This is a genomic window from Sphingomicrobium sediminis (assembly GCF_023805295.1).
Taxonomy (GTDB): Bacteria; Pseudomonadota; Alphaproteobacteria; order Sphingomonadales; family Sphingomonadaceae; genus Sphingomicrobium; species Sphingomicrobium sediminis.
In genome coordinates this window covers 1,414,142-1,437,289 of sequence record NZ_JAMSHT010000001.1, presented here as the reverse complement: position 1 = coordinate 1,437,289, position 23,148 = coordinate 1,414,142, and the positions used below count along the sequence as shown (strand labels likewise).

Here is a 23,148-nt window from a genome sequence, read left to right as displayed (position 1 = left end):
GTTCCTACCAGCGCTGTTCGAAGCGGTTGCGGAGATAGATGGCGAGGGCGTTCATCGCGAGCATGAAAAGCAAGAGAACGATGATTGCCGCACTGGTCTTTTCAACGAAGCCGCGATCGACTTCATCGGACCAGAGGAAAATCTGCATGGGCAGCACGGTCGCGTCGCTCATGATGCCGGTGGGCGGCGAGGAGACGAAGGCGCGCATGCCGATGAGCAGCAGCGGGGCGGTCTCGCCCAGCGCGCGGGCCATGCCGATGATGGTACCGGTGAGGATGCCCGGCAGCGCGAGCGGCAGGACGTGATGGAACACGACCTGCATCTTGGAGGCGCCGACGCCGAGTGCAGCATCGCGGATCGAGGGCGGGACGGCCTTGATGGCGTTGCGCCCGGCGATGACGATGACCGGCATGGTCATGAGCGCCAGCGTCAGGCCGCCGACCAGTGGGGCCGAACGCGGCAGGTGCATGAAGTTCAGGAAGACGGCCAAGCCGAGCAGGCCGAAGATGATCGACGGCACGGCAGCCAGGTTGTTGATCGAGACCTCGACCATGTCGGTCCATTTGTTCTTGGGCGCGAATTCCTCGAGATAGACGGCCGAGAGGACGCCGATCGGGAAGGCCAGCAACATGGTGACGATGATCGTCAGGAAGCTGCCGACAAGCGCGCCCCAGATGCCGACTTCGCCGGGATTGGTGGCGTCGCTGGCCGTAAGAAAGGTCCAGTTGAATTTGGTATCGATGGTGCCGCGCTCTGCAGCCAAAGCCGCAAGGGCCTCGCCGGCAGCGCTGCCATCGCCCTTATGGGCAAGATCGACTTCGCTGGTGACCGGCAGCATGATGTCGACTTCGCGCATCAGCATGTCGGGATCGTCGACCAGCATGTCGGTCAGCGCATTGACCGCGCTGCCGCCGAACAATTCTTCGCCTGCCTCGCCATAAGTGTCGACGGCGGCCTCGCGGATCGCGCCGCGCAGCCCGGCGCCCGACAGGATCGAGCGGGCATCGTCGCCCTCGAGCGAGGCCGGATCGACCATGACGTCGCTGGCCGGGAAGTTGACGGTCACGCTGGCTTCGGTCCGGAAGAAGCCGGAGAAACCGTTGGTGGCCATGTTGACGAGCAGAAAGGCCAGGAAGGCGACCGACAGGCCGACCGCGGCCATGCCGAACATCTTGAAGCGACGTTCGGCGGCATAGCGCTGCTTGACGCGGCGCTGCATGGCCTCGCTGGTCCAGCGCTCTGCGGCGCCCAGTTTCTCGGTGGGACTATTCATATGCTTCACGATATTTGCGGACGACGCGCAGCGCGTAGAGGTTGAGCACCAGTGTGATGAAGAAGAGGACGAGGCCGAGTGCGAAGGCGGCGAGCGTCTTGGCACTGTCGAATTCCTGGTCCCCGGTCAGCAGCTGGACGATCTGCACGGTGACGGTGGTCACGCTGTCGAACGGATTGGCGGTAAGGTTGGCGGCGAGGCCGGCGGCCATCACCACGATCATGGTTTCGCCGATGGCGCGGCTGACGGCGAGCAGGATGCCGCCGACAATGCCGGGCAAAGCGGCTGGGAAAATGACCCGCTTGATGGTTTCCGACTGCGTCGCGCCCAATGCCAGGCTGCCATCGTTCATGGCAGCAGGCACGGCGGCGATGCTGTCATCGGCCATCGAGGAAACGAACGGGATGATCATGATGCCCATGACCACACCGGCAGCCAGCGCGCTTTCGCTCGATGCGTTGGACAGGCCCATGGCGAGCGCGAAGTCGCGAACCGCGGGGGCCACGGTCAGCGCGGCGAAATAGCCGTAGACCACGGTCGGCACGCCGGCGAGGATCTCGAGGATCGGCTTGAGCCAGCTGCGCAGCCGGGCGGGGGCATATTGGGTCAGGAAGATCGCGCTCATCAGGCCCAGCGGGATGGCGACGATCATGGCGATGATCGCGCCGATGAAGACCGTGCCCCAGAAGAGCGGAATCGAGCCGAATGCGCCCGAGGAACCGGCCTGGTCGGCGCGGATCGCAAGCTGCGGCGACCAGTCGAGACCGAACAGGAATTCGATCGGATTGACGAGGTTGAAGAAGCGGATCGTCTCGAACAGCAGCGAGAGGACAATGCCGAGCGTCGTGAAGATCGCGACCATCGAGGCGATGACCAGCAGGCCCATCACCCAGCGCTCGACGCCGTTACGGGCGCGGAAGTTCACGCCGACGCGGCGCATCGAGAAGAAGGTGCCGAGGCCTGCAACGACGAAGGCGATGAAGGCGCCGATCATCGAATAGCGGCCGATGGCAGCTTCGAAATAGGGAGCGAGCGCGCGGGCATCGCTGTTGAAGGCGCTGGAGATTTCGCCGGTGGCGAGCGCCTTGGCTTCGGCAAGCACGGCCGGGCGGAAGCCGGTGTCCGGCAACGCCATGCCCTCGGGCGTGGCGAGTACGGCCTGCTCGACGAACATGGCCTGGAGCGGAGCCCAGACCAGGAGGAAAATGAGGGCGGGCACCGCGCCCCACAGGAAGACGTAGGCGGCGTGATAGTTGGGAAGACTATTGAGCCGCGCACCGCCGGCCCGCAGGCCCTTCACGCGCGAACGCGCGAAGGACGCGGCAAAGCCGACGGCGATCAGGATAATGATGGTGGCCAACATGAGGCTCATCGATAACTGTTCCTTGTCTCCCTTGGGGCGCGGCGTCGCTTATTCGAACGACGCTGCGGTGAGCGTGGTCATGCCGTCGGCAGCAGCGTCGGCTTCGGCGCGCTGCGCTTCGGGAAGCGCGACCAGGCCGCGCGTACCGAGCATGCCACCGGGCTGCCAGGCCTGCTTGTAAGCTGCGACGAACTGGCCGAGCGCCGGCTTGTTCTCGACGTGCTGCCCCTTGATGTAGACATAGAGCAGGCGCGCCGCCGGATATTCCAGGTTGCCGATCGTTTCGGCAGTCGGGACGACACCGTCAAGGCCGACCGGCTGGATCTTGTCGAGATTCTCTTCGACGAAGCTGTAGCCGAGGATGCCGATGCGGCCCGGCTCGGCCGAGACCTTCTGGACGAGTAGGTTGTCGTTCTCGCCGGCTTCGGTGAAGGCTTCGTCTTCACGGATCTTGGTGCAGACGGTCTTATATTCGTCTTCGTTCGACTCTTCGAGTTCGGCCATGGCGGGGTTGGCGTTGCAGCCGACTTCCATGATCAGTTCGACGAAGCTGTCGCGGGTGCCGCTCGTCGGAGGCGGGCCGAGGACGCGGATCGGGGCGTTCGGCAGGTCGGGCGAGATGTCCGACCAGTTTTGCGCGGTCTGCTCACCACCATAGGGGTTGGCGGCCAGCGCTTCGTAGACCTGCTGGCTGGTGAGGTTCAATTGCTCTTCGCCCTGCGCCTGGATGAGCGTCAGGCCGTCAATGCCGATGGTGAGTTCGACAATGTCGGTCACGCCGTTCGACTGGCAGTCTTCGAATTCGCTGATCTTCATCTTGCGCGAGGCGTTGACGGCGTCATGCTCGTCGATGCCGAGGCCTTCGCAGAAGAGCTTCATGCCCGAACCGGTGCCGGTCGATTCGACCTTCACGCGCACGCCTTCATTGGCGTTTTCGAACTGTTCGGCGACCGCGGTCGTGAACGGATAGACGGTCGAGGAACCGACCACCGAAAGCTGGCTCACCGAATCGGTGCTGCCACCACTGCCACAGCTGGCAAGAATCATGGCGAGCGGCGCCGCCAGAACGATTTTCTTCATGTCGTATCTCCCCTCGGCGCTCATTCGCCGTATTCATGGATGGGGCTTCCGTTAGTGGCCTAGACTACAGCCTGTGTGACTTTGTCATGACAGAACCATGACACGGTTCGCGGTTCCGTGACGTTTCGGGTTCAGGAGAATGGCAGCGCAAGGGGCTAGCGCAGGATCGGCAAGTCAACCGTCACGGTGGTCCCGGTGCCGAGCGCACTGGCGATATTCAGCGTCCCGCGATGCCGCTCGACAATATGCTTGACGATAGCGAGGCCGAGGCCGGTGCCGCCGCTGCTGCGGCTACGAGCCGGGTCGACGCGGTAAAACCTCTCGGTAAGGCGGGGCAGGTGTTCGGGCGCAATGCCGGGGCCCTTGTCGGCGACCGTGAGGCGGATGCGGTCGCGGCCCGAACGAGCCAAGCCAACACGCACCGAATCGCATTCGCCGTCGCAGCCATAGCGGATCGCATTGCCGACCAGATTATCGACCAGCTGCATCAATTGCGCTTGGTCGCCGCGCACGGGCGGCAGGTTGGCCTCGACATCGCTGACGATATTGCATTGCCGGCGTTCGGCGGTGGGCTGGATTTCCTCGAGCGTGTCATTGACCAGGTCAGCAAGATCGAGCGTTTGACGCGGCGTGACGAAGCGGTCCGCCTCGATCCGCGACAGGCCCATCAGATCTTCGACGATCCGCAGCATGCGCCGCGCCTCGCTCTCGATCGTGTCGGCAAAGTTACGGCGGGTCTCGTCGTCCATCGGTCCGTCGTCGGACAGTGTTTCCGCGTAACCGAGAATGCCCGCGAGCGGGGTGCGCAATTCGTGACTGGCATTTGCGACGAAGTCGACGCGCATGCGCTCTGCCGCACGCTCTGCGGCGCGGTCGATCATGCGCACCAGGGTGATGTCCTCGTCGACCGGGGTGACGATGACCCGCCAAGGCTGATCGGCGCGGCCGATGCCTTCGACCTCGAGCCGGCGCTGGTCGCCCGAATTGATGGCGTCGAGCACGTCGGGGTGGCGGATGGCGAGGCGGATGTCGCTATTGGCGAGGCGCAAGCCCAATTGGTCGCGTGCGGCATTGTTGATGGCGATGATGCGCTGCCCCTCGACCAGGATGACCGGATCGGAAAAGGCGTCGATGAGGGCGGCGGGCAGCGGGTCGATCATGACGGACCCAGTTCTAAACATGGTCGAAGCGTGCGGCTAGGCCGCGCGTGCCTGCTGCGTGTTTTTCTCGGCGCGCAGGCGACGCTGCCAGCCGCGCCACGTGCCGATAATGAGGATGAGGAGGATGGGATAGACCCAGAAGCGCGCCGCCGCGCCATAGGCGTAAGGCAGCAGGTCGGCATTCATCGCCTTCATTGCATGCGCGAAGCTGGTGGTGAGCTGCAGCCCGGCTACCCAAAGCGGCCAGAAACGATCGCTCCGCAGGGCAATCACGCAGAAGATGATGAGGATGAACAGGTCGACTGCAAGGACGCCATATTCGATGCCGCCATACCGTTGATCGACCGGATTGAGAACAAGCGCTGTAGCCAGCGTTCCACCGACGCAGGCGGCAGCAACCAGCCGATGGTCGCGATCGCCGTACAGGAAGGCGAAACCGCAGGCGGCGGCGAGAAAGGCGATATAGAGAGCGAATGGCAGCATGGTTCGTCTTCGAATGGCCGGATCGCCGGTACGCAGGCGATCCGGCCTGTCCCCCTTACTTTGGAGAAACGAAACTAGGCAACGATCTTGAGGTCGACTGCGCCTTCGGGCGGCGGGCATTCGCCCACATCGCCGAAGCCGGTGGTGCGCAGGCCTGGAACGACGCGGGTCGTGTCCTTGAGGATGCGGTGGGCATTGGCCATGCCGCCTCGTGCCTCGACGAGGCCTTGGATGGTCTTGGCGACTTCGGCGAGCGCCTCGTGGCCGGTCGCGGTGGCAACGCCGGCGACGCTGCGCGCATGGATCATGCGGCCCTGCAGCTCTGCAATTTCGGCGAGCGCGGCTTCGATCGTATCTTCGACGACGCGCACTTGGGTCGCGACCTCATGGGCGGCGTTTTGGATCTGGATCTTGCGCATTTGAAAAACTCCCAACTGGTGCGGGCCAGCGGGGAAGCGCATGGGTCAGCCGGAAAGCAACCGGGCGAGGCTTTCAAGTCCTGCCATATACATCCCGGCGGCGAAGGAAGCGCCCAATGCGATGAGCACGATCCACAAGAGCCGGGTTCCGACGCCCATTTCGTTCCGCGGCTGTTTCCGCGTAGCGAACGGCAATTGCAGGAGGAACCGGTCAGAGACGACATCCTGCTCGGTTTGCGACGCCGAAACACCGGTTCCCCCTGCGTGATCGGCGTGCCGAATCTCTGTGCCGATCACCGCTTCTGGATGGCGGGGATCGGGGGTTTCCGGAATGTACGGCGATTGATGTATCAAGCGTTGATATGGGTCTTCACCCGGCGCCGCCTCGGCCTCCGCTAGAAGACGGGCCGCTTGCTGCCAGCGCGAGACACCGAGAATCTGTAGCGACTGGCGCACGCGCTGATCGACCGTATGCGGGCTGATGCCCAATTCGGCAGCGATTTCCTTGGACGACATGTGGGCCGCGACCAGGCGCAGGCATTCGCGCTGCCCGTCCGACAGCCGGGCGACAAGCTCGGTACTAGTGGGCGAGACTGGCATGCTGTCAGGATGCGGGTTCACAAAATGGTGTCCTGCAAAGTTCATAAACGCGACGAGAGCCCCCCGGCTTTACACAATCCAGTTTAATCGAAACTGGAGCTTTATACCACTACACGCTCTTTACCATGGAGCAACGAAGCCGGAAAATCTCGCAATATCATGAACTAATGCGGCTTTGGCGGGATTTAGTTCCTTCGCCGACACGCTCCATTTTGTTGCGTATCCGTCACAACTAAATGGACGTGCGTTCGGTTTTTGATGCCAAAGCGGCATTACGAATCACTGATTCGCGCCAGAATGCGTCAGTTTTTCTGAAAAAGGGAAAGTGGTGGACAGGGCTGGATTCGAACCAGCGTACGCTTGCGCGGGCAGATTTACAGTCTGCTGCCTTTAACCACTCGGCCACCTGTCCACAGATGCTTAAGGCAAGGCAGGCGCGCCGTTTGGCGTTTTCATGGCCCCAAGTCAACAGGGCGAATGGACCTTTTGGCGCAAATTTTGGCGGCTGGAGCGGGTAACGGGAATCGAACCCGTATATCTAGCTTGGAAGGCTAGTGTTCTACCGTTGAACTATACCCGCACGCCGGGTGGCCCCAAGGGCCGGAGCAGCGCTTTGCCAAATGGGGGCGACCCGGTCAATCGGCAAGCGTGACGACGAGCGCGATGGCCGAGGCCGTCACCATCAGGATCGCACCGATGATGAGCAGGACCTTGCCGCCCGAAGGCGGTTCGGCCGCTTGCTGCTTAAGGCCCTTTTCGGTGAGGAAATAGCGCCCGTCCGCGGTCTCCTCGACCTGTTTTCCCTTGAGCAGCATCTTCAACGCACTGCCGCAATCCTTGCCGCCGGGGACGTCGCGCGTCGCACTTTCGGGCGATACGGAGCCCTTGGCCTTGAGCGCATCGAGCACTCTCTTCTGCTGCTGCGCTATGTGCGCGACGATGACGGTGGTGGCGGCGGCGCTGCTCATGCCGACTTGCCTGCAAACCGGTCGGTCGCGCGGACGAGGCCGTCGAGAATGCCGGGTTCGGAATAGCTGTGCCCGCCATCATCGACGATCTGCAATTCGCCCTCGGGCCAGGCCTTGGCCAGCAGCCAGGCCGAATGGGGCGGGGTGCAGCAATCGTGGCGACCCTGGACAATGATCCCGGGGATGTGGGCGATGCGGTCCATCTTGGCGAGGATCTCGCCTTCCTCGAGGAAGCAGCCGTGGCGCATATAATGGTTCTCGATGCGGGCCATGGCGAGCGCCTGCTTGGCGTCCTGCATATGCGCCATGACGTCGGGATCGGGCAGGACGGTGACGGTCACCGCTTCCCAGCGCGACCAGGCGCGCGCGGCTTCCAGTTTCTTGTCTTCGTCATCGCCGGTGAGGATGTGGTGGAAGGCCTGGATCGGATCGTCGCGACCATCTTCGGGCAGCACGGCAAGGAATTTCTCGAATTCGTCGGGATAGAGCTCGCTGGCGCCATATTTGAACAGCCAGCCATATTCGCGCTCGTCGCCGAAGAAGATGCCGCGCAGGATGAGTTCGTCGACGCGCTCGGGATGGGCCTGGGCATAGGCAAGGCTCAGCGTCGAGCCCCAGCTGCCGCCGAAGACCTGCCATTTGTCATGGCCGCAATGCGCGCGCAGCTTCTCGATATCGGCAATGAGGTCCTGCGTCGTATTGTTCTCAAGGCTGGCAAAGGGCGTCGAGCGTCCGCAGCCGCGCTGTTCGAACAGCAGGACGTCGTACAGTTCGGGGTCCCATTGGCCGCGATGGCTGTCGCTGATGCCGCCGCCAGGACCACCGTGGAGAAAGACGGCCGGCTTGGCGCCCGGCGTGCCGACACGCTCGTAATAGAGGCTGTGGCCGTCTCCGACATCGAACATGCCGCTCTCATAGGGTTCAACGATTTCGTAGAGGCCGCGGCGCTCGCTCATGCAGTCATTCCTTGTCATGCACATAAAAAAGGGGCGGGCCCGATGCGGACCCGCCCCCATGTTCTAACGTGGCTTTTGGCCGATTAGAAGTTCACGCCCAGTTCGACGCCGTAGATGCGCGGTTCGTTCACGAAGGCAGTGAGGTTGTTGAAGTCGATACCGCCGACGGGGCTGTAGTCGTTCGTGATGTTACGAACGAAGCCGGCAATGTCGAAGGTGTTGGTGCGGTAACCGATACGCAGGCCGCCCTCGAGGAGGTCGGGGTCCGAATATTCGACCGACTCATAGAGGAAGAACTGGATTTCGCTGCGATAATACCAGTCGGTGAAGACGTAGATGTCGCCATTGCCGACCGGGACTTCGTAGCCAGCGGTCCAGTTGATGGTCCAGTCCGGTGCCTGCGGCAGCGGGTTGCCGTCGATCGAGAAGATGCCCGGGGCACCGCCACGCTCGGGGTCGAGCACGGTGCAGCCCGAGGCGCAGCCCGCGACGAACGCGCCGGGATCCTGGGTCTCGGTGCTGTTGTAGCTGGCGCCGGCGGTCAGCAGCAGGCCCGGCAGCGGGGCAGCGACCAATTCGGCTTCGAGGCCGTAACCGTCAACTTCGGCCGCGTTCAGCAGGCGGGTGAAGTTGTTCTCGCCACCGACCGCAGTGAGCTGCAGGTCTTCGGTTTCGAAGAAATAACCGGTGAGGTTGAAGCGAAGCGCGCGATTGAACTCGGTCTTCACGCCGGCTTCGTAGCTCATGGTCGTTTCGCTGTCGGCGACCGAAAGGTCACGACCGAACAGCAGGCGGCCCTGGATCGACGGCGCGCGATAGCCCTTGGCAGCGCGGGCGTAGATGTTGACGTTGTCATTGACCTCGTAGGTCGCGGCAACGTCCCAGGTCACGACTTCGTCTTCGACCGTGGTTTCGATGGGATCGACCGGACCGCCGAAGCCGAGGAAGCCCGGGCGGGTGTCGAGCGGACGCGCAGCGCGGAAGTCGCGACGGTCGCGGTTGTAGCGAAGACCGCCCTGCAGGGTGACGCCGTTATCGAAGGCGTAGCGCAGCGTACCAAAGACGCCGAGGCCTTCCGAGAACTGCTCCTGATTGGCGATGGCGGCCGGCGCGAGGTCGGTCGGCGTGCCATAATCTTCCGAGCTGATTTCGAGATCTTCCCAGAAGAAAAAGGCGCCGGCCTGGTAGCCGAAGCCGGTCGCCGGGTTGCTGGCGATGCGGACTTCCTGGGTGATCTGCGACAGCGACGGGATGTCATCGCGGCTCTGGGCCGAGAAGGGGATGAAACCCGGGCCCTGTTCGGGGCCGAACTGGTTGCCGAAGCCGCCATCAATGTCACCGCGCGATTCAAGGCTGCCGCCCCAATAGCTGGTGACGCTGGTCAGCGTGGCGTCGGCGCCGATGTCGAAGTCGGCGGTCAGCGCGACATTCTTGGTTTCGAGGCGCTGGAAGTTGATGCCGTCGGCACGAACCTGGTCACGCTTGAACTCGTCACCAATGATAACGCCCTGGAGGTCGTTATCTTCCGGAACAAGTGCGTTGGCGCGGAAGATACGGGCCGAGCCTTCCATGTCGCGGATCTGACCGGTCAGGCGGAAGGTCGCGAAGTCGGTCGGCTCATACTGCAGCTGCAGGCGAGCGGCGAAATCGTCATAACCTTCGAGGTCGCCGATTTCCGGGGTGTCGATATTGTCGATCCAGTCGGCGCGGTGCTGGTAGAGGACCGAGGCGCGGATCGACCATTCGTCGCTCAGCTCGCCGCCCATGCCACTTTCGATGTTGATCGTGTCATAGGTGCCGTAGCTGCCGCGGAAATAGTTCTCGTTCGAGTCCGGACGACGGCTGTCGAACTTGACGATGCCGGCCGGCGTGTTGCGGCCGAACAGGGTGCCCTGCGGACCACGGAGCACTTCGACGCGCTCCATGTCGAATACCGGGAAGCCCTTGAGGATCGGGTTTTCGAGAACGACGTCGTCATAGACGAGGCTGACCGGCTGCGACGCGTTGAGGTCGAAGTCGGTGTTGCCGAGGCCGCGAATGTAGAAACGCGGGAAGGTACGGCCGAACGAGCTCTCGATGTTGAGGCTGGGCACGCGGCCGGCGAGGCCGCGAATGTCCGCGCCACCGGTCGAGACGGCGTTGAGGACGTCTGCATCGACGGTCGCGACCGAGATCGGGACGTCCTGCAGGTTCTGTTCGTAGCGCTGGGCGGTGATGACGATGACGCCGATGCCTTCTTCGGGCTCGGCGACTTCCTGCGGCGTGGTGACGTCCGCTTCTTCATCGGTGCTCTGCGCGAGCGCCGGGTTGGCGGTGGCGGCCATGGCAAGCGCCAGAGCCGAATAGGAAAGCAGGCTGGTGGTGCGACGCATCAGTCCATTCTCTCTTTTCAATATCTTAGAAGTGAGAGGCAGACATGCGCGCCTGCCCGATGGGGGCGCCGTCTAAGCAAGCTGACTTAAGAGTCAATGAATCATCGTCACATGGGTGAAATTATCACTTCATGTTGCTTTGCAGCATCGATTTTTTGGCGGAAAATCAGAAACTTTTTTCGTCATAGACCGGCGCGACGGTTTCGCCCCATCGGCCATGATAGGCATCGAGCAGCAGGTCGGCGGGCGTCTTGCCCTGCGCCAGCAGGTCGCGCAGCGGATCGAGGAAGCCGGTTTCATCATCGCCGGCTGCATTGAAACGAGCGCGGGCGCGAAGGCCGTTGGCCGCCTTGTCGACCACTTCTTCGGCCAGATCCTGCATCGTCCCGCCATTGGGAAGCGGCGTTTTGAGGCCGAGCCGCGGAACGTCGGCGCGCAGCTGCTCGCGCTGCTCGATCGACCAGCCCTTCACGCGGTCCCAGGCCGCATCGAGAGTCGGCTGGTCGTAGAGCAGGCCGACCCAAAGCGCCGGCAGCGCGCAGATACGGTTCCACGGCCCGCCATCGGCGCCACGCATCTCGAGGAAGCTCTTGAGGCGGACTTCGGGGAAGATGGTCGAGAGGTGGTCGGTCCAGTCGGCGCGCGTCGGCTTCTCGCCTTCGAGGCCTTCCAGCTTGCCATCGAGAAAGTCGCGGAAGCTCTTGCCGGCAACATCGTGATAGATGCCGTCGCGGAAGACGAAATACATCGGCACGTCGAGCGCATAGTCGCACCAGCGTTCGTAGCCGAAGCCATCTTCGAAGACGAAGGGCAGCATGCCGGTGCGATCGGGATCGGTGTCGGTCCAGATCTGGCTGCGGAACGAGAGGAAGCCGTTGGGTTTGCCTTCGGTAAAGGGCGAATTGGCAAACAATGCCGTGGCGACCGGCTGGAGCGCGAGGCCGACGCGGAATTTCTGCACCATGTCGGCTTCGCTCGCATAATCGAGATTTACCTGGATCGTGCAGGTGCGCAGCATCATGTCGAGGCCGAGGTCGCCCTTCTTGGGCATGTAGCCCCGCATGATCCCGTAGCGCGCCTTGGGCATCCAAGAGAGATCGCTACGCGCCTTGTCGGGCCACATGCCGAGGCCGAGGAAACCGACGCCCAATTTCTCGCCCACCGCCTTGCACTGCTTGAGGTGGCGACCCGCCTCGTTGCAGGTCTGGTGGAGATGCTCCAGCGCCGCGCCCGACAGCTCGAACTGGCCCGACGGCTCGAGGCTGATCGTGCCATCATCGCCGGTCAGCGCGATGATCTTGCCGCCTTCGATGACCGGCTTCCATCCGAACTCGGTGAGCGCGGTGAGGAGGTCGCGGATACCGCCATCTTCTTCCCAGCTGGGGGCCGAATGGTCTTCGACATTGTAGACGAATTTCTCGTGCTCGGTGCCGATCCGCCAGTCCGACTTGGGCTTCTCGCCGCCGGAAAATACCGCCAACAAATCGTCGCGGCTTTCGATGAGCGGACTCTCGGAAAGGTCGGTGCGCGTCGTCATATTTTTTGCCCTAGCGCTTCATTTGAGTGGCGACTAGCCACTAATCGGTCCAGTCGCCCGCGCTTGCCATATAGGCGGTAACGGCGGCCAGAGCGGCGGTTTCGGCGCGCAGGATGCGCGGCCCGAGACTGATCGCGACGGCAGCTTCTTCGGCGTGGATCATTTCGCGCTCCTCATCGGTAAAACCGCCTTCGGGACCGACGAGGATCGTCGCGGGCGGTGCCCTGAAGCTTTCGAGTGCCGGTGCGCCGCCATTCTCGTCGGCAAAATAAAGTGGCTCGGAAGTTCGCTCGATCAGCCATTGCTTGAGGCGCACCGGCTGCTTCAATTCGGCGATCGCGGTGCGGCCGCATTGCTCGGCCGCCTCGACGATATGCGCGCGGATGCGGTCTTCGCCGATCCGGCTGGCAATGGTGCGCTGGGTGAGGACGGGCTGGAGGGTCTCGACGCCCAATTCGACGGCTTTCTCGATAAGGAAATCGATCCGCTGCTTCTTGATCGGCGCGAAGGCGAGGGTGAGCCCGGTCGCCGCTTCCTGCGGGCGGGTCTGGCCGGTGACCCGCAGCCGGGCGCGCTTCTTGGCGACCTCGACGATCTCGCCGCGCCATTCGCCATGCTCGCCGTCGAACAGGAGCAGGGCATCGCCGAACTGGCGGCGCATGACCGTGCCGACATAATGGGCCTGGTTCTTGGGCAGGTCGATCTCGATGCCTTCGCTGAGCGAGGTCTCGACGAACAGACGCGGCAGGCTTTCGGGCGGCCAGGCGGGAGTAGCGGGCATGGTCATCCATGTAGCCCGCGATGGAACGTGCGTCACCATCAGGCTTTAAGCCTTAGCATGAGCGAGGAAATCACCCCCATCGTTGCGGTCGGCCGCAATTGCTGGCGCATCGAGCGGGCTAGCCACGCCAGCGTCATCGTCGATGCCGCAGACTATTACCGCGTCATCGCCGAAGCGATGGAGCGCGCGCAGGAACGCATCTTCATCGTCGGCTGGGATTTCGACACGCGCATCAGCCTCGCCCCCGATCGCGAGGGCAGCTACCATGCCAGCCTCGGTCACTTCTTCCTCGAATTGGCGCGCAAGAAGCCGGGTCGGAAGATCGATATCCTCAAATGGAATTTCGGAGCGCTGAAGCAATTTCTGTCGCTGCGCGCGACTTACTGGCTGATCCGCTGGTGGATCGCCAGGCCAATCAATCTCAAGTTCGACAGTTCCCACCCCAAGGGCTGCTCGCATCACCAGAAGATCGTCGTCATCGACGAGAGCCTTGCGGCGTGCGGCGGGATCGACATTGCCATGCGCCGCTGGGACACGCGCGAGCACAAGCCCGACGATCCGTGCCGCAAGACACCCAACGGCCATCCCTATGAGCCGTGGCATGACACCACGATGCTAATGAAAGGCGATGTCGCCGAGGCGCTTGGCGAGCTGGGCCGCGAACGCTGGAAAGTCGCGACCAGCCGCGACCTCGATCCGGTCAAGCAGATCGATGATGACTGGCCCGAAAATCTCGACCCGATGTTCGAGGATGCCGACATCGCCATCGCGCGGACCCGCGCGGCGTGGAACGATGTCGAGGAAGTTCGCGAGAACGAGGCGCTAGTCATCGACATGATCGAGAAGTGCGAGCGCTTCGCCTATATCGAAAACCAGTATTTCACCTCGCCCCGCATCGCCGCCGCCATTTGCACGCGGCTGAGCGAACCCAACCCACCCGAAATCGTCATGGTGATGCCGCGCACGGCGGATGGCTGGCTGGAGAGCGTTGCGATGGACGGGACGCGCCAGCGGCTGATGCAGACCATCCAGAAAAATCCGGGCGGCGAGAATTTCCGCATCTACGTGCCGGTTAACGAGGCTGGTACCGACATCTATGTCCACGCCAAGCTGGCAGTCATCGACGACCGGTTTCTGCGGGTCGGGTCGGCCAATCTCAACAATCGTTCGATGGGGCTCGACAGCGAATGCGACGTCATCGTCGATTGCGGGCTGCCGCAGAACCGGAACCGCGGTTTCGAGGAGGTCATTCGTGACCAGCGTCGCGACCTCATGGCCGAGCATCTCGATTGCGACATTGCCGAGATCGAGCGACTGGAAAATGAGGGCAAGGGCCTGATCGACACGATCGAGAAGCTGCGCGGCGAGGGCAAGACATTGACCCTACTCGAGCTCAAGGATTTGAGCGATGCGGAGAATTTCATCTCCGATCACGAGCTGCTCGACCCCGAAAGCACCGAAGAGATGTTAGAGCCGTTCGCGCGCAAGAGCCTGCGCCAGCGCTGGCGCGAACGGCGAGCGCGATTGAAGAAGCGTTTCTCGCGAAGTTCTTGACCGGCAAGGGCGCGCCGCGCCATGCCCGCCAACATGGATCTCGTCCCCGATAGCGAACGCACCGGCCTAATCGGCGCGCTGCCGCAAGGCTGGCGCCCCTACGCCGCATTGATGCGGCTAGACCGACCGATCGGGACGTGGTTGCTCTACTGGCCTTGTGCTGCAGGGCTGGCATTGGGCGGGGTCAATGGTCGCTGGGACCTGTTCGCCTGGTTCCTCATCGGCGCGTTCGCGATGCGCTCGGCGGGGTGCGCCTATAACGACATTGTCGACCGCGATCTCGACGCCAGGGTCGAGCGCACGCGCAACCGCCCACTGGCGAGCGGGCGCGTCTCGTTGAAGGCGGCATGGACGTTGACCATCGCGCTCTGCCTCGTCGGGTTCGTGGTCCTGCTCCAGTTGCCGCGCATTGCGGCCTATGTCGCACTTGCGAGCCTGTTCCTCGTGGCCGCCTATCCCTTCATGAAGCGGATCACATGGTGGCCGCAGGCCTGGCTCGGCCTCGTCTTCAGCTGGGGCGCCCTGGTGGGATTTGCCGCGACCGGCGAGGCCGATCTGGCGCGCGCCGGGCTGCTGCTCTGGGGCGGCTGCGTCTTCTGGGTCATCGGCTATGACACGATCTACGCCATCCAGGATATCGAGGATGATGCGCTGGTCGGCGTGAAATCGAGTGCGCGGGCGCTCGGCAGGAAGGCGCGGAGCGGCGTGACCATCCTCTATTTCCTCGCGCTCACCCTGTGGGGCTTCGCGCTCTTCACGATCAAACCCAATTTCCTCGCGCCTCTTGCCTTGCTGCCGGTCGCCTTTCACCTGGCCTACCAAGCGGTGCGTATTGACCCAGTCGATGGTGCGGGCGCGCTCGGCCTCTTCCGTTCCAATCGCTGGACCGGGCTGCTGCTGGCGCTGGCCTGCGCGAGCGTCGGCTTGTCCCGCGTCCTGTGACGCCCTAAGTCGCGAGCCATGCGAAGCCTCCAACATGCGCGCGACGCCGCGCAAGCCGCCGTCGAAAAAGCCAAAGCCGCAGGCGCCGATGCCGCCGATGCGGCCTATGTCGCGCAAGGATCGACCGAAGTCGAGGTGCGCATGGGCGCGATGGAGGATGTTTCCGCATCCGAAGGCGAAAAGCTCGGATTGCGCGTCTTCATCGGCCAGCGCGTGGCGAGTGTCTCGACCTCGGCGCTGGACGGCGATGCGCTGGAAGACCTGGCGACCCGCGCCGTCGCCATGGCGCGCGCGGCGAGCGAGGATCAATATGCGGGCCTTGCCCCTGCCGACATGCTGCTGGATGGCGAGGCGCCCGATCTCGATCTCGATCCCGACGAGCCGACCGATCCTGCCGAACTCAAGGACATGGCGCTTGCTGCCGAAGCTGCGGCGCTGGGCGTGGATCGCGTGACCCAGTCTATCGGCGCCAGCGCGAGCGCGCAGGCGACCCGTTTCGCGCTGGCCACCAGCCACGGTTTCTCGGGCGCATTCTCAGGCTCGGGCCGCGGCCTTTCGATCAGCTGCATTGCCGGCGAGGGCGATGCGATGGAGCGCGACTATGCCTTCCATTCGGCGCGCTATGCCGAGGATCTGGAATCGCCCGAAGAGATTGGCCGCCGCGCCGGCGAGCGTGCAGCAGCACGTTTGGGACCCGTGAGCTTCAAGCCCGGCAAGATGCCGGTGATCTACGACCCGCGCGTCGCGACCAGCCTGATCAATCATCTGTGCACCGCGGTAAATGGCGCGATGGTCGCGCGGCGCTCGAGCTTCCTCAAGGACATGATGGGCGAGCGGGTCTTCGGTTCAGGCGTCACCATCACTGACGATCCCCTGCGCCGCCGCGGGCTGCGCAGTCACGGCTTCGATGGCGAGGGCCTGCCGGTGAAACGCATGAACATCATCGAAGATGGCGTGCTCAAGACCTGGTTCGCGGCGAGCGCGGCAGCGCGGCAGCTCGGCATCGATCCGACCGGCCACGCCATTCGCGGCCCCGGCGGGTCGCCCGCCGCGGGACCGAGCAATATCTGGATCGAACCCGGCAAGCGCAGTCAGGACGACATGATTGCGGGTGTGAAGCGCGGCTTCCTCGTCACCGAGTTGATCGGGCAGGGGGTCAACCAGGTAACCGGCGACTATTCGCGCGGTGCCTCGGGCTTTTATATCGAAAATGGCGAGATCGTCGGCCCGGCCAGCGGCGCGACGGTCGCGTCCAACCTCAAGGACATGTTCGCCGCGCTCGAACCGGGCAGCGACCTCGAGATCCGCCGCGGCGTTGACAGCCCGACGCTGCTGGTCCCCGAAATGACCGTGGCCATCGGATAGAAAAAGAGCGCCGCACCCCGTGAGGTGCGACGCCCGATTTCGTGGTGCCTCGCGCGCCTAGCGGCGACGCGAACCTTCAGGGCGATAGCCCTTGGCCCACATGACGAAGGTGTAGCGCTTGGCCCCGCCGCGCATGTCGCGCAGGAACTGGTTGGGGCGTCCTTCGGCATCGTAGCCGACGACCCCGCCGAAGCGGCCGCGTTCGAGGCCGGTTTCGGAGGCCGGCAGCGCACCAAGCTTGTTCTTGCCCTTGCCCGGGGGCGGACCGCCGCCGCCGCCATCGCCCTTGTCGGGCTTGCCGCCGCCTCTGCCGCCGCCACCGCCGCCGCCGCTGTCAGCGGCGCCATACATGGTCGAGCTGTTGAGCACGTCCCAGTCGACCTGACCCGGATCGCGATTGTCGGGCGGGCCGGCAGGGTTGGACGTATAGTCCATGCAGCTGCCCAAATTGCCATTGTTGAAATTGGTGTCGAGGTGACCAAGGCCGAACGTGTGGCCGATTTCGTGGCACATCACGAATTCGCGCTGGCCCGGCGTGTCGTAGAAGCTGTTATATTCATAATAGCTGTCGTTCATCTTGGCCGTGGCCTGCGTGATCTGATCGCCGCTGGCCCAGATCTGCGCGATGCCGACCCAACCCTGGTTGGTGCCATATTCGTCGGCGCAGACGATGATCTCGCCGGCAATCGGCTCGCAGCCTGCCGACGTTTTGCCAGCGGCTTCGCCCTTTTCGATGAGCGTCAACGGCGATTGCGAATTGCTGTCCCACTTCTCGATCGCATTGTACGATGCCTGGCTATAGTAAGGCAGCCACTTCGCCTCGGTCGCGGCCGAGAATTTGTAGCTCAGCTCGAGCGTCACCGGCTCGTTGCCCGGACCCCAGCGATAATTTCCCCACTGGTGGCCGGTGCCGGCCATCGCCGCACCGCCGAGCACGACTGCAGCGCAGCCGCCCAATACCCATTTCTTGGTCATCTTCGTCCCCTTTCCCTGTTCGAGACGGGTCGAAGACTGGACCCCCCTCGCTGACAAAGAGCTTCCCGATATGGTTAGCGCAAGTCAAGCAAGTGACTGTCCCGATTAGGGATTCGGCGGATTTCTCAGTCAATTTCGGTGACCGGCTCGATGCCGAGGCGGGGGATTTCGATCTTGGGGCAGCGGTCCATGACGACCTTGAGGCCGGCGGCTTCGGCCCGCGCGGCGGCATCCTCGTCGATCACGCCCAATTGCATCCAGATGGCCTTGGCGCCGACGAGGATGGCCTGGTCGACGATGGCTCCGACGCGGCTCGAATTGACGAAACAGTCGACGAGGTCGATGGGCACGCCGATCTGGTCGAGCTCGCGCCAGACATATTCGCCATGGACATGCTGGCCAGTGATGCGCGGGTTGACCGGCAGGACGCGGTAGCCGCGCCCGACCAGATATTCCATCACCCGGTTGCTGTCGCGCTGCGGCTTGTCGCTGGCGCCGACCATGGCGATGGTGCGCGTGTTGCGCAGCAAGGTGGCAATGTCGTCGTCACTGGTGAGCGGCATGGAAGTCTCCTTTGCCGCCCCAACGGATCAGCCCGCCGCTTGGCTCCCCAGCGCATCGAGCAGGGCGCGGGCGAGCGCTTCGAATGCATCCTGCGCCGGGCCTTCCTCGCCCGCGGGGGGACGGCCCGCATCGCTTGCCTCGCGCAGGCTTGCCGACAATGGCAGCCGCCCGAGGAAGGGGATGTCGCGTGCCTTGGCTTCTGCCTCGGCGCCGCCCTGGCCGAACGGATCGCTTGCTTCCCCGCAATGCGGACAGGCATAGCCGGCCATATTCTCGATGAGGCCGAGCACCGGCACGCCGGTCTTGCCGAACAGGTCGATGGCGCGGGTAGCGTCGATGAGGGCGAGGTCCTGGGGGGTCGAAACGATCACCGCGCCCTCCGGTCTTGCTTTCTGGATCAGCGACAATTGCACGTCGCCGGTGCCGGGCGGCAGGTCGATGAGGATGAGTTCGGCATCGCCCCAGTCCGCCTCGATCAACTGGTTGACCGCGCCCGCCGCCATCGGCCCACGCCAGGCCAGTGCAGTGCCCGGCTCGACCAGCTGGCCGACCGAAAGCATTTTAACGCCCTGCGCATCGACGGGGATCAGTGTCTTGCCCTCGGCCTTAGGTTTGACCTGCGCGTCGAGGAGGCGCGGCTGCGAGGGGCCGTAAATATCGGCGTCGATAAGGCCGACCTTGTGGCCGAGGCGGGCGAGCGCGATGGCGAGATTGGCGCTCATCGTCGACTTGCCGACGCCGCCCTTGCCAGAGCCGATAGCGATCATCCGCCGCTCGACTTTTTCCTCGGTAAAGCCGACGCGCACGCCCTCGACATCGGGCAGGGCGCCGACCGATTGCTCGAAATCCTCCTTGAGCGCGCGCCGCTCGAGTGCGTCCAGTCCCGTGACGTCGACGATCAAACTGACGACACCATCCACCAGCTTCTTTGCGCGGATACGCGCGGCATGAAGATGGCTGTCGAGCGGGTTCAAGGGGTCGTTCATGACCACGGACTTAGGGCGGCTTTCGACGAATGCCACTTTTTTTTGCCTCGATGCTCCCTATTGTAGGGTCATGAGCAAAAGTACGGGCTGGGCCGGATGGGCCCTCTTCAACATGGGTAAGGGTCCCTGGGGCGCTGGCGGCAAAGGCAGCGGCGGCGGGGACAATGGCGGCGGTTCGGAGCCGCCCAAGGGACCGTGGTTCGGCGGCGGCGGGCAAGGTGGCCCGCAAGGCCCCGGCGGCCCCGGCAAGCGCAATGTCACCTCGCTGGACGAGTGGCTCGGCAAGAATCGCGCCCGCTTCGGTGGCGGCAAGGGCGGCGTGCCCGGTCGTCCTGACGGCTCGATCCTGATGTGGGGCTTTATCGGCCTCATCCTCGTCGTGCTGATCTTCTCCAGCTTCCACCAGATCCAGCCTGAACAGCGCGGCGTGCTGACGCGCTTCGGGCGCTATGTCGACACGCTCTCGCCGGGCGTCTCGATCACCCTGCCGGCACCGATTTCGCGGGTCGAGAAGGTGAATGTCGAGGAAGTGCGCGAAATCAAGATCGGCGCCGAGAATTCGGAACGCCTGATGCTGACCGGCGACGAGAATATCATCGACATCGAATACATCGTGCGCTGGCGCGTGCGCGAGCCCGAACAGTATCTCTTCGAGCTCGCCAATCCTGAAGATACGGTTCGCCAGGTCGCCGAGAGCGCGATGCGCCAGGTGATCGCCAACAGCTCGCTGCAGGACGCGATCGGTGGCGGTCGTTCGGCCATCCAGGCTGCGGTCGTTCAGGAGATGCAGGAAACCTTGGACGCCTATGAAGCGGGCATCGAGATGAGCGGTGTGGAAATCAACCGCGCCGATCCGCCGGCTGAAGTGAACGAGGCCTTCAAGGATGTGACTGCAGCGCAGCAGGATGCGCAGAGCTCGATCAACGAGGCTAACGCCTATGCGCTCCAACTGACGGCGCGGGCGCAAGGTGAGGCCGAGGCCTTCAACCGCGTCTACGAGGAATATCGCCTCGCACCCGAAGTGACGCAACGTCGTATGTATTACGAGACCATGGAAGCGGTGCTGAAGGGCGTCGACAAGACGATCATCCAGGCCGATGGCGTGCAGCCTTACTTGCCGCTGTCCGAAGTCAACCGCGGTGCCCGCTCGACCAGCCAGGGAGGCCAGTAAGATGTTGTCGACCTTCAAACGCTATCCGATGGCCTCGCTGTTCATCGGCCTCGCCATCATCGCTATCCTCGCCTTGAGCTTCCCGGTCGCGACCGAGACGCGACAGGGCGTGGTCGTGCGCTTCGGTAATCCCGACCGCATCATCAACCCCTATGTCGAAGGCGATATTGCCGGCGGTGAGGGCGCGGGGATCACCTGGCGCATCCCGTTCGCGGAAAATATCGTCTGGATCGACAAGCGCGTGCGCGACATCGACATGGACACGCAGCAGGTGCTTTCGACCGACCAGCTGCGCCTCGAGGTGGACGCCTTTGCGCGCTATCGCATCGTCGATCCGCTGCAAATGTATGTCGCCGCCGGCAATGAGGAGCGGGTCGAAGCCGCGTTGCGCCCGATCCTCGGTTCGCAGCTGCGCAACGAACTTGGTCGCCGTCCCTTCGCCCTGCTGCTCAGCCCCGAGCGTGAAGGCGTGATGGAGAATATCCGCCAGGGTCTCGATCAAGTCGCCGCGCAATATGGTGCGGAAATCATCGACGTGCGCATCAAGCAGGCCGACCTGCCGCAGGGCTCGCCGCTCGAATCCGCCTATATCCGCATGCGCACCGCGCGTGAGCAGGAAGCGCGTTCAATCCGTGCGCAGGGCCAGAAGCAGGCGCAGATCATCCGCGCCGATGCGCAGGCCGAAGCCGCGCGCACCTATGCCGAAGCCTTCAACCAGGATCCCGATTTCTACAATTTCTATCGGGCGATGGAGAGCTATCGCGTGACCTTTATCGGCGACAGCGCCGGCGCGGCCGCGCCTTCGTCGATGATCCTGTCGCCCGACAATGAATATCTACGTGAATTTAACGGGCAATAGCAACGCTTTAGGGCGTATATGCATTTGGTAGAAGTGAGGCGCCCGTTCGTCGGCACGATGGGGACCATTCAAACCCCGTTCAGCCGTCGGACCTAGCCTCGCTTTTGATATTCAGCCGTGCAAAATAAGGATAGGGAATGGGCAAGGAGATGACTGCCGTGCGCTACGTTTACGGGATTGCCGCCGCTGTGTTGCTGGGGGGTAGTGCCTACTCGATGACAGGTGGAGAGGTTGCGCAACCGGTCAACTCGAACCGGCCGGTGCCGGTCGCCGGAGCGCCGGAAAGCTTTGCCGACCTTGCCGAGCGCCTGCAGCCCGCCGTGGTCAACATTTCCACCCGCCAGCGCGTCGAAGTGCCGCAGCGCGCCGACCCGTTCGAACAATTCCTTCGTCGCTTCGGCCAACCTGTTCCCGAACGCAATGGCGGCGGCGAACCGATCACCCGCGAAACCGGATCGCTGGGTTCGGGATTCGTCATTTCGCCCGATGGTTACATCGTCACCAACAACCACCTCATCGAAAGCCAGGCCGGTGATAACGGCACGGTCGATGAAGTCTTCGTCGTCTTCCCCGATCGCACCGAATATGAGGCGCGCATTGTGGGCCGCGACCCCGAGAGCGACCTCGCGGTTCTCAAGATTGACGGCGACAACCTGCCGTTCGTCCAGTGGGGCGACAGCGACGAAGTGCGCGTCGGCGAATGGGTGATGGCCATCGGTAACCCCTATGGCCTTGGCGGCACCGTGACCGCGGGCATCGTATCGGCGCTGCATCGCGGTCTTGGCCGCGGCAACGCCTATGATCGCTACATCCAGACCGATGCCAGCATCAACCGCGGCAATTCGGGCGGCCCGATGTTCGACATGGCCGGCAACGTCGTCGGCGTGAACAGCGCGATCATTTCGCCCACCGGTGCCAGCGTCGGGATCGGCCTTGCCATTCCGGCCGAGGCTGCGCGCCCGGTCATCGACAGCCTCATTCGCGGCGAACGACCGCAGCGCGGCTTCCTCGGCGTCGGCCTCCAGCCGCTCACCGAAGACATTGCAGCGGGTCTTGGCCTGCCCAAGGATCGCGGCGAACTCGTCAACAGCGTCATCGAGGGCGAAGCCGCCGACAATGCGGGTATCCGCCGCGGCGACGTCATCCTTTCGATCGGCGGCGAGGCCGTCACGCCCGACGACACGGTGAGCTATCTCATCGCCAATACGCCGGTCGGCAGCTCGACCCCGGTTGAGATTATCCGCAACGGCGAGACCCGCACGCTCAACGTCACTGTCGGCCAGCGCCCGACGCAGGAAGAAATGCGTGCGCAGCTCGGCCTCGAGGAAGATGGCGACGGCATGCGCGGCGAAGATGACCCCACGCCCGAAGGTGCCGAAGCCCTCGGCATGACCATCGAGCCGCTGACGACCCGCATCCGCGAAGCGCTGCGCCTGCCCGATGACCTCGAAGGCGTCATCATCAGTGGCGTCGACCCGGCCAGTGATGCCGCCGAGAAGCGCCTGACGCGCGGCGATGTCATCATTTCGGTCAACCAGCAGGAAGTCCGCAGCGTCGCTGACGTCAACGAAGCGATCGAGTCGGCGCGCGATGCCGGTCTCGAAAGCGTCCTCCTGCTGATCCAGCGCGGTCGCGGCCGCCCGGCCTATATCGGGATCGATCTCGACTAGCTTAAGGCTTGCCAGCGTTAGCGCTGACCCCCTAGGCTCCCCGTCTTGCAATGCAATGCGGGGAGTTTCG

At 63.6% G+C, this 23,148-nt stretch carries 21 protein-coding genes and 2 tRNA genes; 6 read left to right on the top strand and 17 right to left on the bottom strand.

All coding sequences use genetic code 11. The annotated features are described in order from the left end of the window. Positions 1 to 4: 4 nt before the first annotated feature. From pstA to NDO55_RS07420, 14 genes are all read right to left on the bottom strand, one after another. A complete protein-coding gene (gene pstA / locus NDO55_RS07485) occupies positions 5 to 1,273 on the bottom strand; it encodes a phosphate ABC transporter permease PstA (protein WP_252113909.1) in 1,269 nt (422 codons plus the stop codon). Beyond that, entirely contained in the window at positions 1,266 to 2,645 is a 1,380-nt protein-coding gene (gene pstC, locus NDO55_RS07480) for a phosphate ABC transporter permease subunit PstC (protein ID WP_252113907.1), read from the bottom strand. Before pstC ends, pstA begins: the two co-directional genes overlap by 8 nt. A 39-nt stretch (positions 2,646 to 2,684) precedes the next feature. Next, the gene (locus NDO55_RS07475; RefSeq protein ID WP_252113905.1) at positions 2,685 to 3,716 is read right to left on the bottom strand and encodes a substrate-binding domain-containing protein; all 1,032 of its coding nucleotides are present in this window, start codon (positions 3,714 to 3,716) and stop codon (positions 2,685 to 2,687) included. A 155-nt stretch (positions 3,717 to 3,871) separates the two neighbouring features. Then, entirely contained in the window at positions 3,872 to 4,876 is a 1,005-nt protein-coding gene (locus tag NDO55_RS07470; protein WP_252113903.1) for a sensor histidine kinase, read from the bottom strand. Between the two features lie 36 nt (positions 4,877 to 4,912). Next, the gene (locus NDO55_RS07465; protein ID WP_252113901.1) at positions 4,913 to 5,359 is read right to left on the bottom strand and encodes a hypothetical protein; all 447 of its coding nucleotides are present in this window, start codon (positions 5,357 to 5,359) and stop codon (positions 4,913 to 4,915) included. Between the two features lie 74 nt (positions 5,360 to 5,433). After that, positions 5,434 to 5,778 (bottom strand): hypothetical protein, encoded by a 345-nt coding sequence (locus tag NDO55_RS07460; RefSeq protein WP_252113899.1) that lies wholly within the window; start codon positions 5,776 to 5,778, stop codon positions 5,434 to 5,436. Positions 5,779 to 5,823: 45 nt separating this feature from the next. Beyond that, a complete protein-coding gene (locus tag NDO55_RS07455) occupies positions 5,824 to 6,423 on the bottom strand; it encodes a helix-turn-helix domain-containing protein (RefSeq protein WP_252113897.1) in 600 nt (199 codons plus the stop codon). 281 nt (positions 6,424 to 6,704) lie between these two features. Next, positions 6,705 to 6,790 (bottom strand) — tRNA-Tyr (locus NDO55_RS07450). Positions 6,791 to 6,884: 94 nt separating this feature from the next. Then, positions 6,885 to 6,958 (bottom strand) — tRNA-Gly (locus tag NDO55_RS07445). A 55-nt stretch (positions 6,959 to 7,013) separates the two neighbouring features. Beyond that, positions 7,014 to 7,346 carry a hypothetical protein gene (locus NDO55_RS07440; protein ID WP_252113895.1) on the bottom strand — a complete coding sequence of 111 codons (333 nt, stop codon included), beginning with the start codon at positions 7,344 to 7,346 and terminating at the stop codon, positions 7,014 to 7,016. Next, complete coding sequence (gene pip, locus NDO55_RS07435) at positions 7,343 to 8,302, bottom strand: prolyl aminopeptidase (protein WP_252113893.1); 960 nt, start codon at positions 8,300 to 8,302, stop codon at positions 7,343 to 7,345. Before pip ends, NDO55_RS07440 begins: the two co-directional genes overlap by 4 nt. A gap of 83 nt (positions 8,303 to 8,385) precedes the next feature. Next, positions 8,386 to 10,674, bottom strand: a complete 2,289-nt coding sequence (locus NDO55_RS07430) for a TonB-dependent receptor (protein WP_252113891.1) — start codon at positions 10,672 to 10,674, stop codon at positions 8,386 to 8,388. A 166-nt stretch (positions 10,675 to 10,840) separates the two neighbouring features. Next, a complete protein-coding gene (locus NDO55_RS07425) occupies positions 10,841 to 12,211 on the bottom strand; it encodes a glutamate--cysteine ligase (protein ID WP_252113889.1) in 1,371 nt (456 codons plus the stop codon). A 40-nt stretch (positions 12,212 to 12,251) separates the two neighbouring features. Then, positions 12,252 to 12,992 (bottom strand): 16S rRNA (uracil(1498)-N(3))-methyltransferase, encoded by a 741-nt coding sequence (locus NDO55_RS07420; protein ID WP_252113887.1) that lies wholly within the window; start codon positions 12,990 to 12,992, stop codon positions 12,252 to 12,254. A gap of 57 nt (positions 12,993 to 13,049) precedes the next feature. Between NDO55_RS07420 and NDO55_RS07415 the strand changes: the two genes are divergently transcribed. From NDO55_RS07415 to NDO55_RS07405, 3 genes are read left to right on the top strand one after another with little or no spacing between them, the layout of a single operon-like run. Further along, on the top strand, positions 13,050 to 14,546 hold the full coding sequence (locus NDO55_RS07415) for a phospholipase D-like domain-containing protein (protein WP_252113885.1): 1,497 nt from the start codon (positions 13,050 to 13,052) through the stop codon (positions 14,544 to 14,546). A 21-nt stretch (positions 14,547 to 14,567) separates the two neighbouring features. Then, positions 14,568 to 15,488, top strand: a complete 921-nt coding sequence (ubiA, locus tag NDO55_RS07410) for a 4-hydroxybenzoate octaprenyltransferase (RefSeq protein ID WP_252113883.1) — start codon at positions 14,568 to 14,570, stop codon at positions 15,486 to 15,488. 18 nt (positions 15,489 to 15,506) lie between these two features. After that, positions 15,507 to 16,853: a TldD/PmbA family protein gene (locus NDO55_RS07405; protein WP_252113881.1), complete on the top strand. Its 1,347-nt coding sequence runs from the start codon at positions 15,507 to 15,509 to the stop codon at positions 16,851 to 16,853. A gap of 57 nt (positions 16,854 to 16,910) precedes the next feature. Here NDO55_RS07405 and NDO55_RS07400 read toward each other — a convergent pair whose 3' ends face one another. The 3 genes from NDO55_RS07400 to NDO55_RS07390 form a co-directional block, all read right to left on the bottom strand. Then, the gene (locus NDO55_RS07400) at positions 16,911 to 17,828 is read right to left on the bottom strand and encodes a zinc metalloprotease (protein WP_252113879.1); all 918 of its coding nucleotides are present in this window, start codon (positions 17,826 to 17,828) and stop codon (positions 16,911 to 16,913) included. A gap of 125 nt (positions 17,829 to 17,953) precedes the next feature. Continuing rightward, a complete protein-coding gene (locus NDO55_RS07395; RefSeq protein ID WP_252113877.1) occupies positions 17,954 to 18,391 on the bottom strand; it encodes a CoA-binding protein in 438 nt (145 codons plus the stop codon). Positions 18,392 to 18,418: 27 nt separating this feature from the next. After that, on the bottom strand, positions 18,419 to 19,378 hold the full coding sequence (locus NDO55_RS07390) for an Mrp/NBP35 family ATP-binding protein (RefSeq protein WP_252113874.1): 960 nt from the start codon (positions 19,376 to 19,378) through the stop codon (positions 18,419 to 18,421). 70 nt (positions 19,379 to 19,448) lie between these two features. Between NDO55_RS07390 and hflK the strand changes: the two genes are divergently transcribed. From hflK to NDO55_RS07375, 3 genes are all read left to right on the top strand, one after another. After that, entirely contained in the window at positions 19,449 to 20,549 is a 1,101-nt protein-coding gene (gene hflK / locus NDO55_RS07385; RefSeq protein WP_252113872.1) for an FtsH protease activity modulator HflK, read from the top strand. A 4-nt stretch (positions 20,550 to 20,553) separates the two neighbouring features. Further along, positions 20,554 to 21,408 carry a protease modulator HflC gene (hflC, locus tag NDO55_RS07380; RefSeq protein WP_425276897.1) on the top strand — a complete coding sequence of 285 codons (855 nt, stop codon included), beginning with the start codon at positions 20,554 to 20,556 and terminating at the stop codon, positions 21,406 to 21,408. 137 nt (positions 21,409 to 21,545) lie between these two features. After that, positions 21,546 to 23,078 (top strand): Do family serine endopeptidase, encoded by a 1,533-nt coding sequence (locus NDO55_RS07375; RefSeq protein WP_252113868.1) that lies wholly within the window; start codon positions 21,546 to 21,548, stop codon positions 23,076 to 23,078. The last annotated feature ends 70 nt before the right edge of the window (positions 23,079 to 23,148 follow it).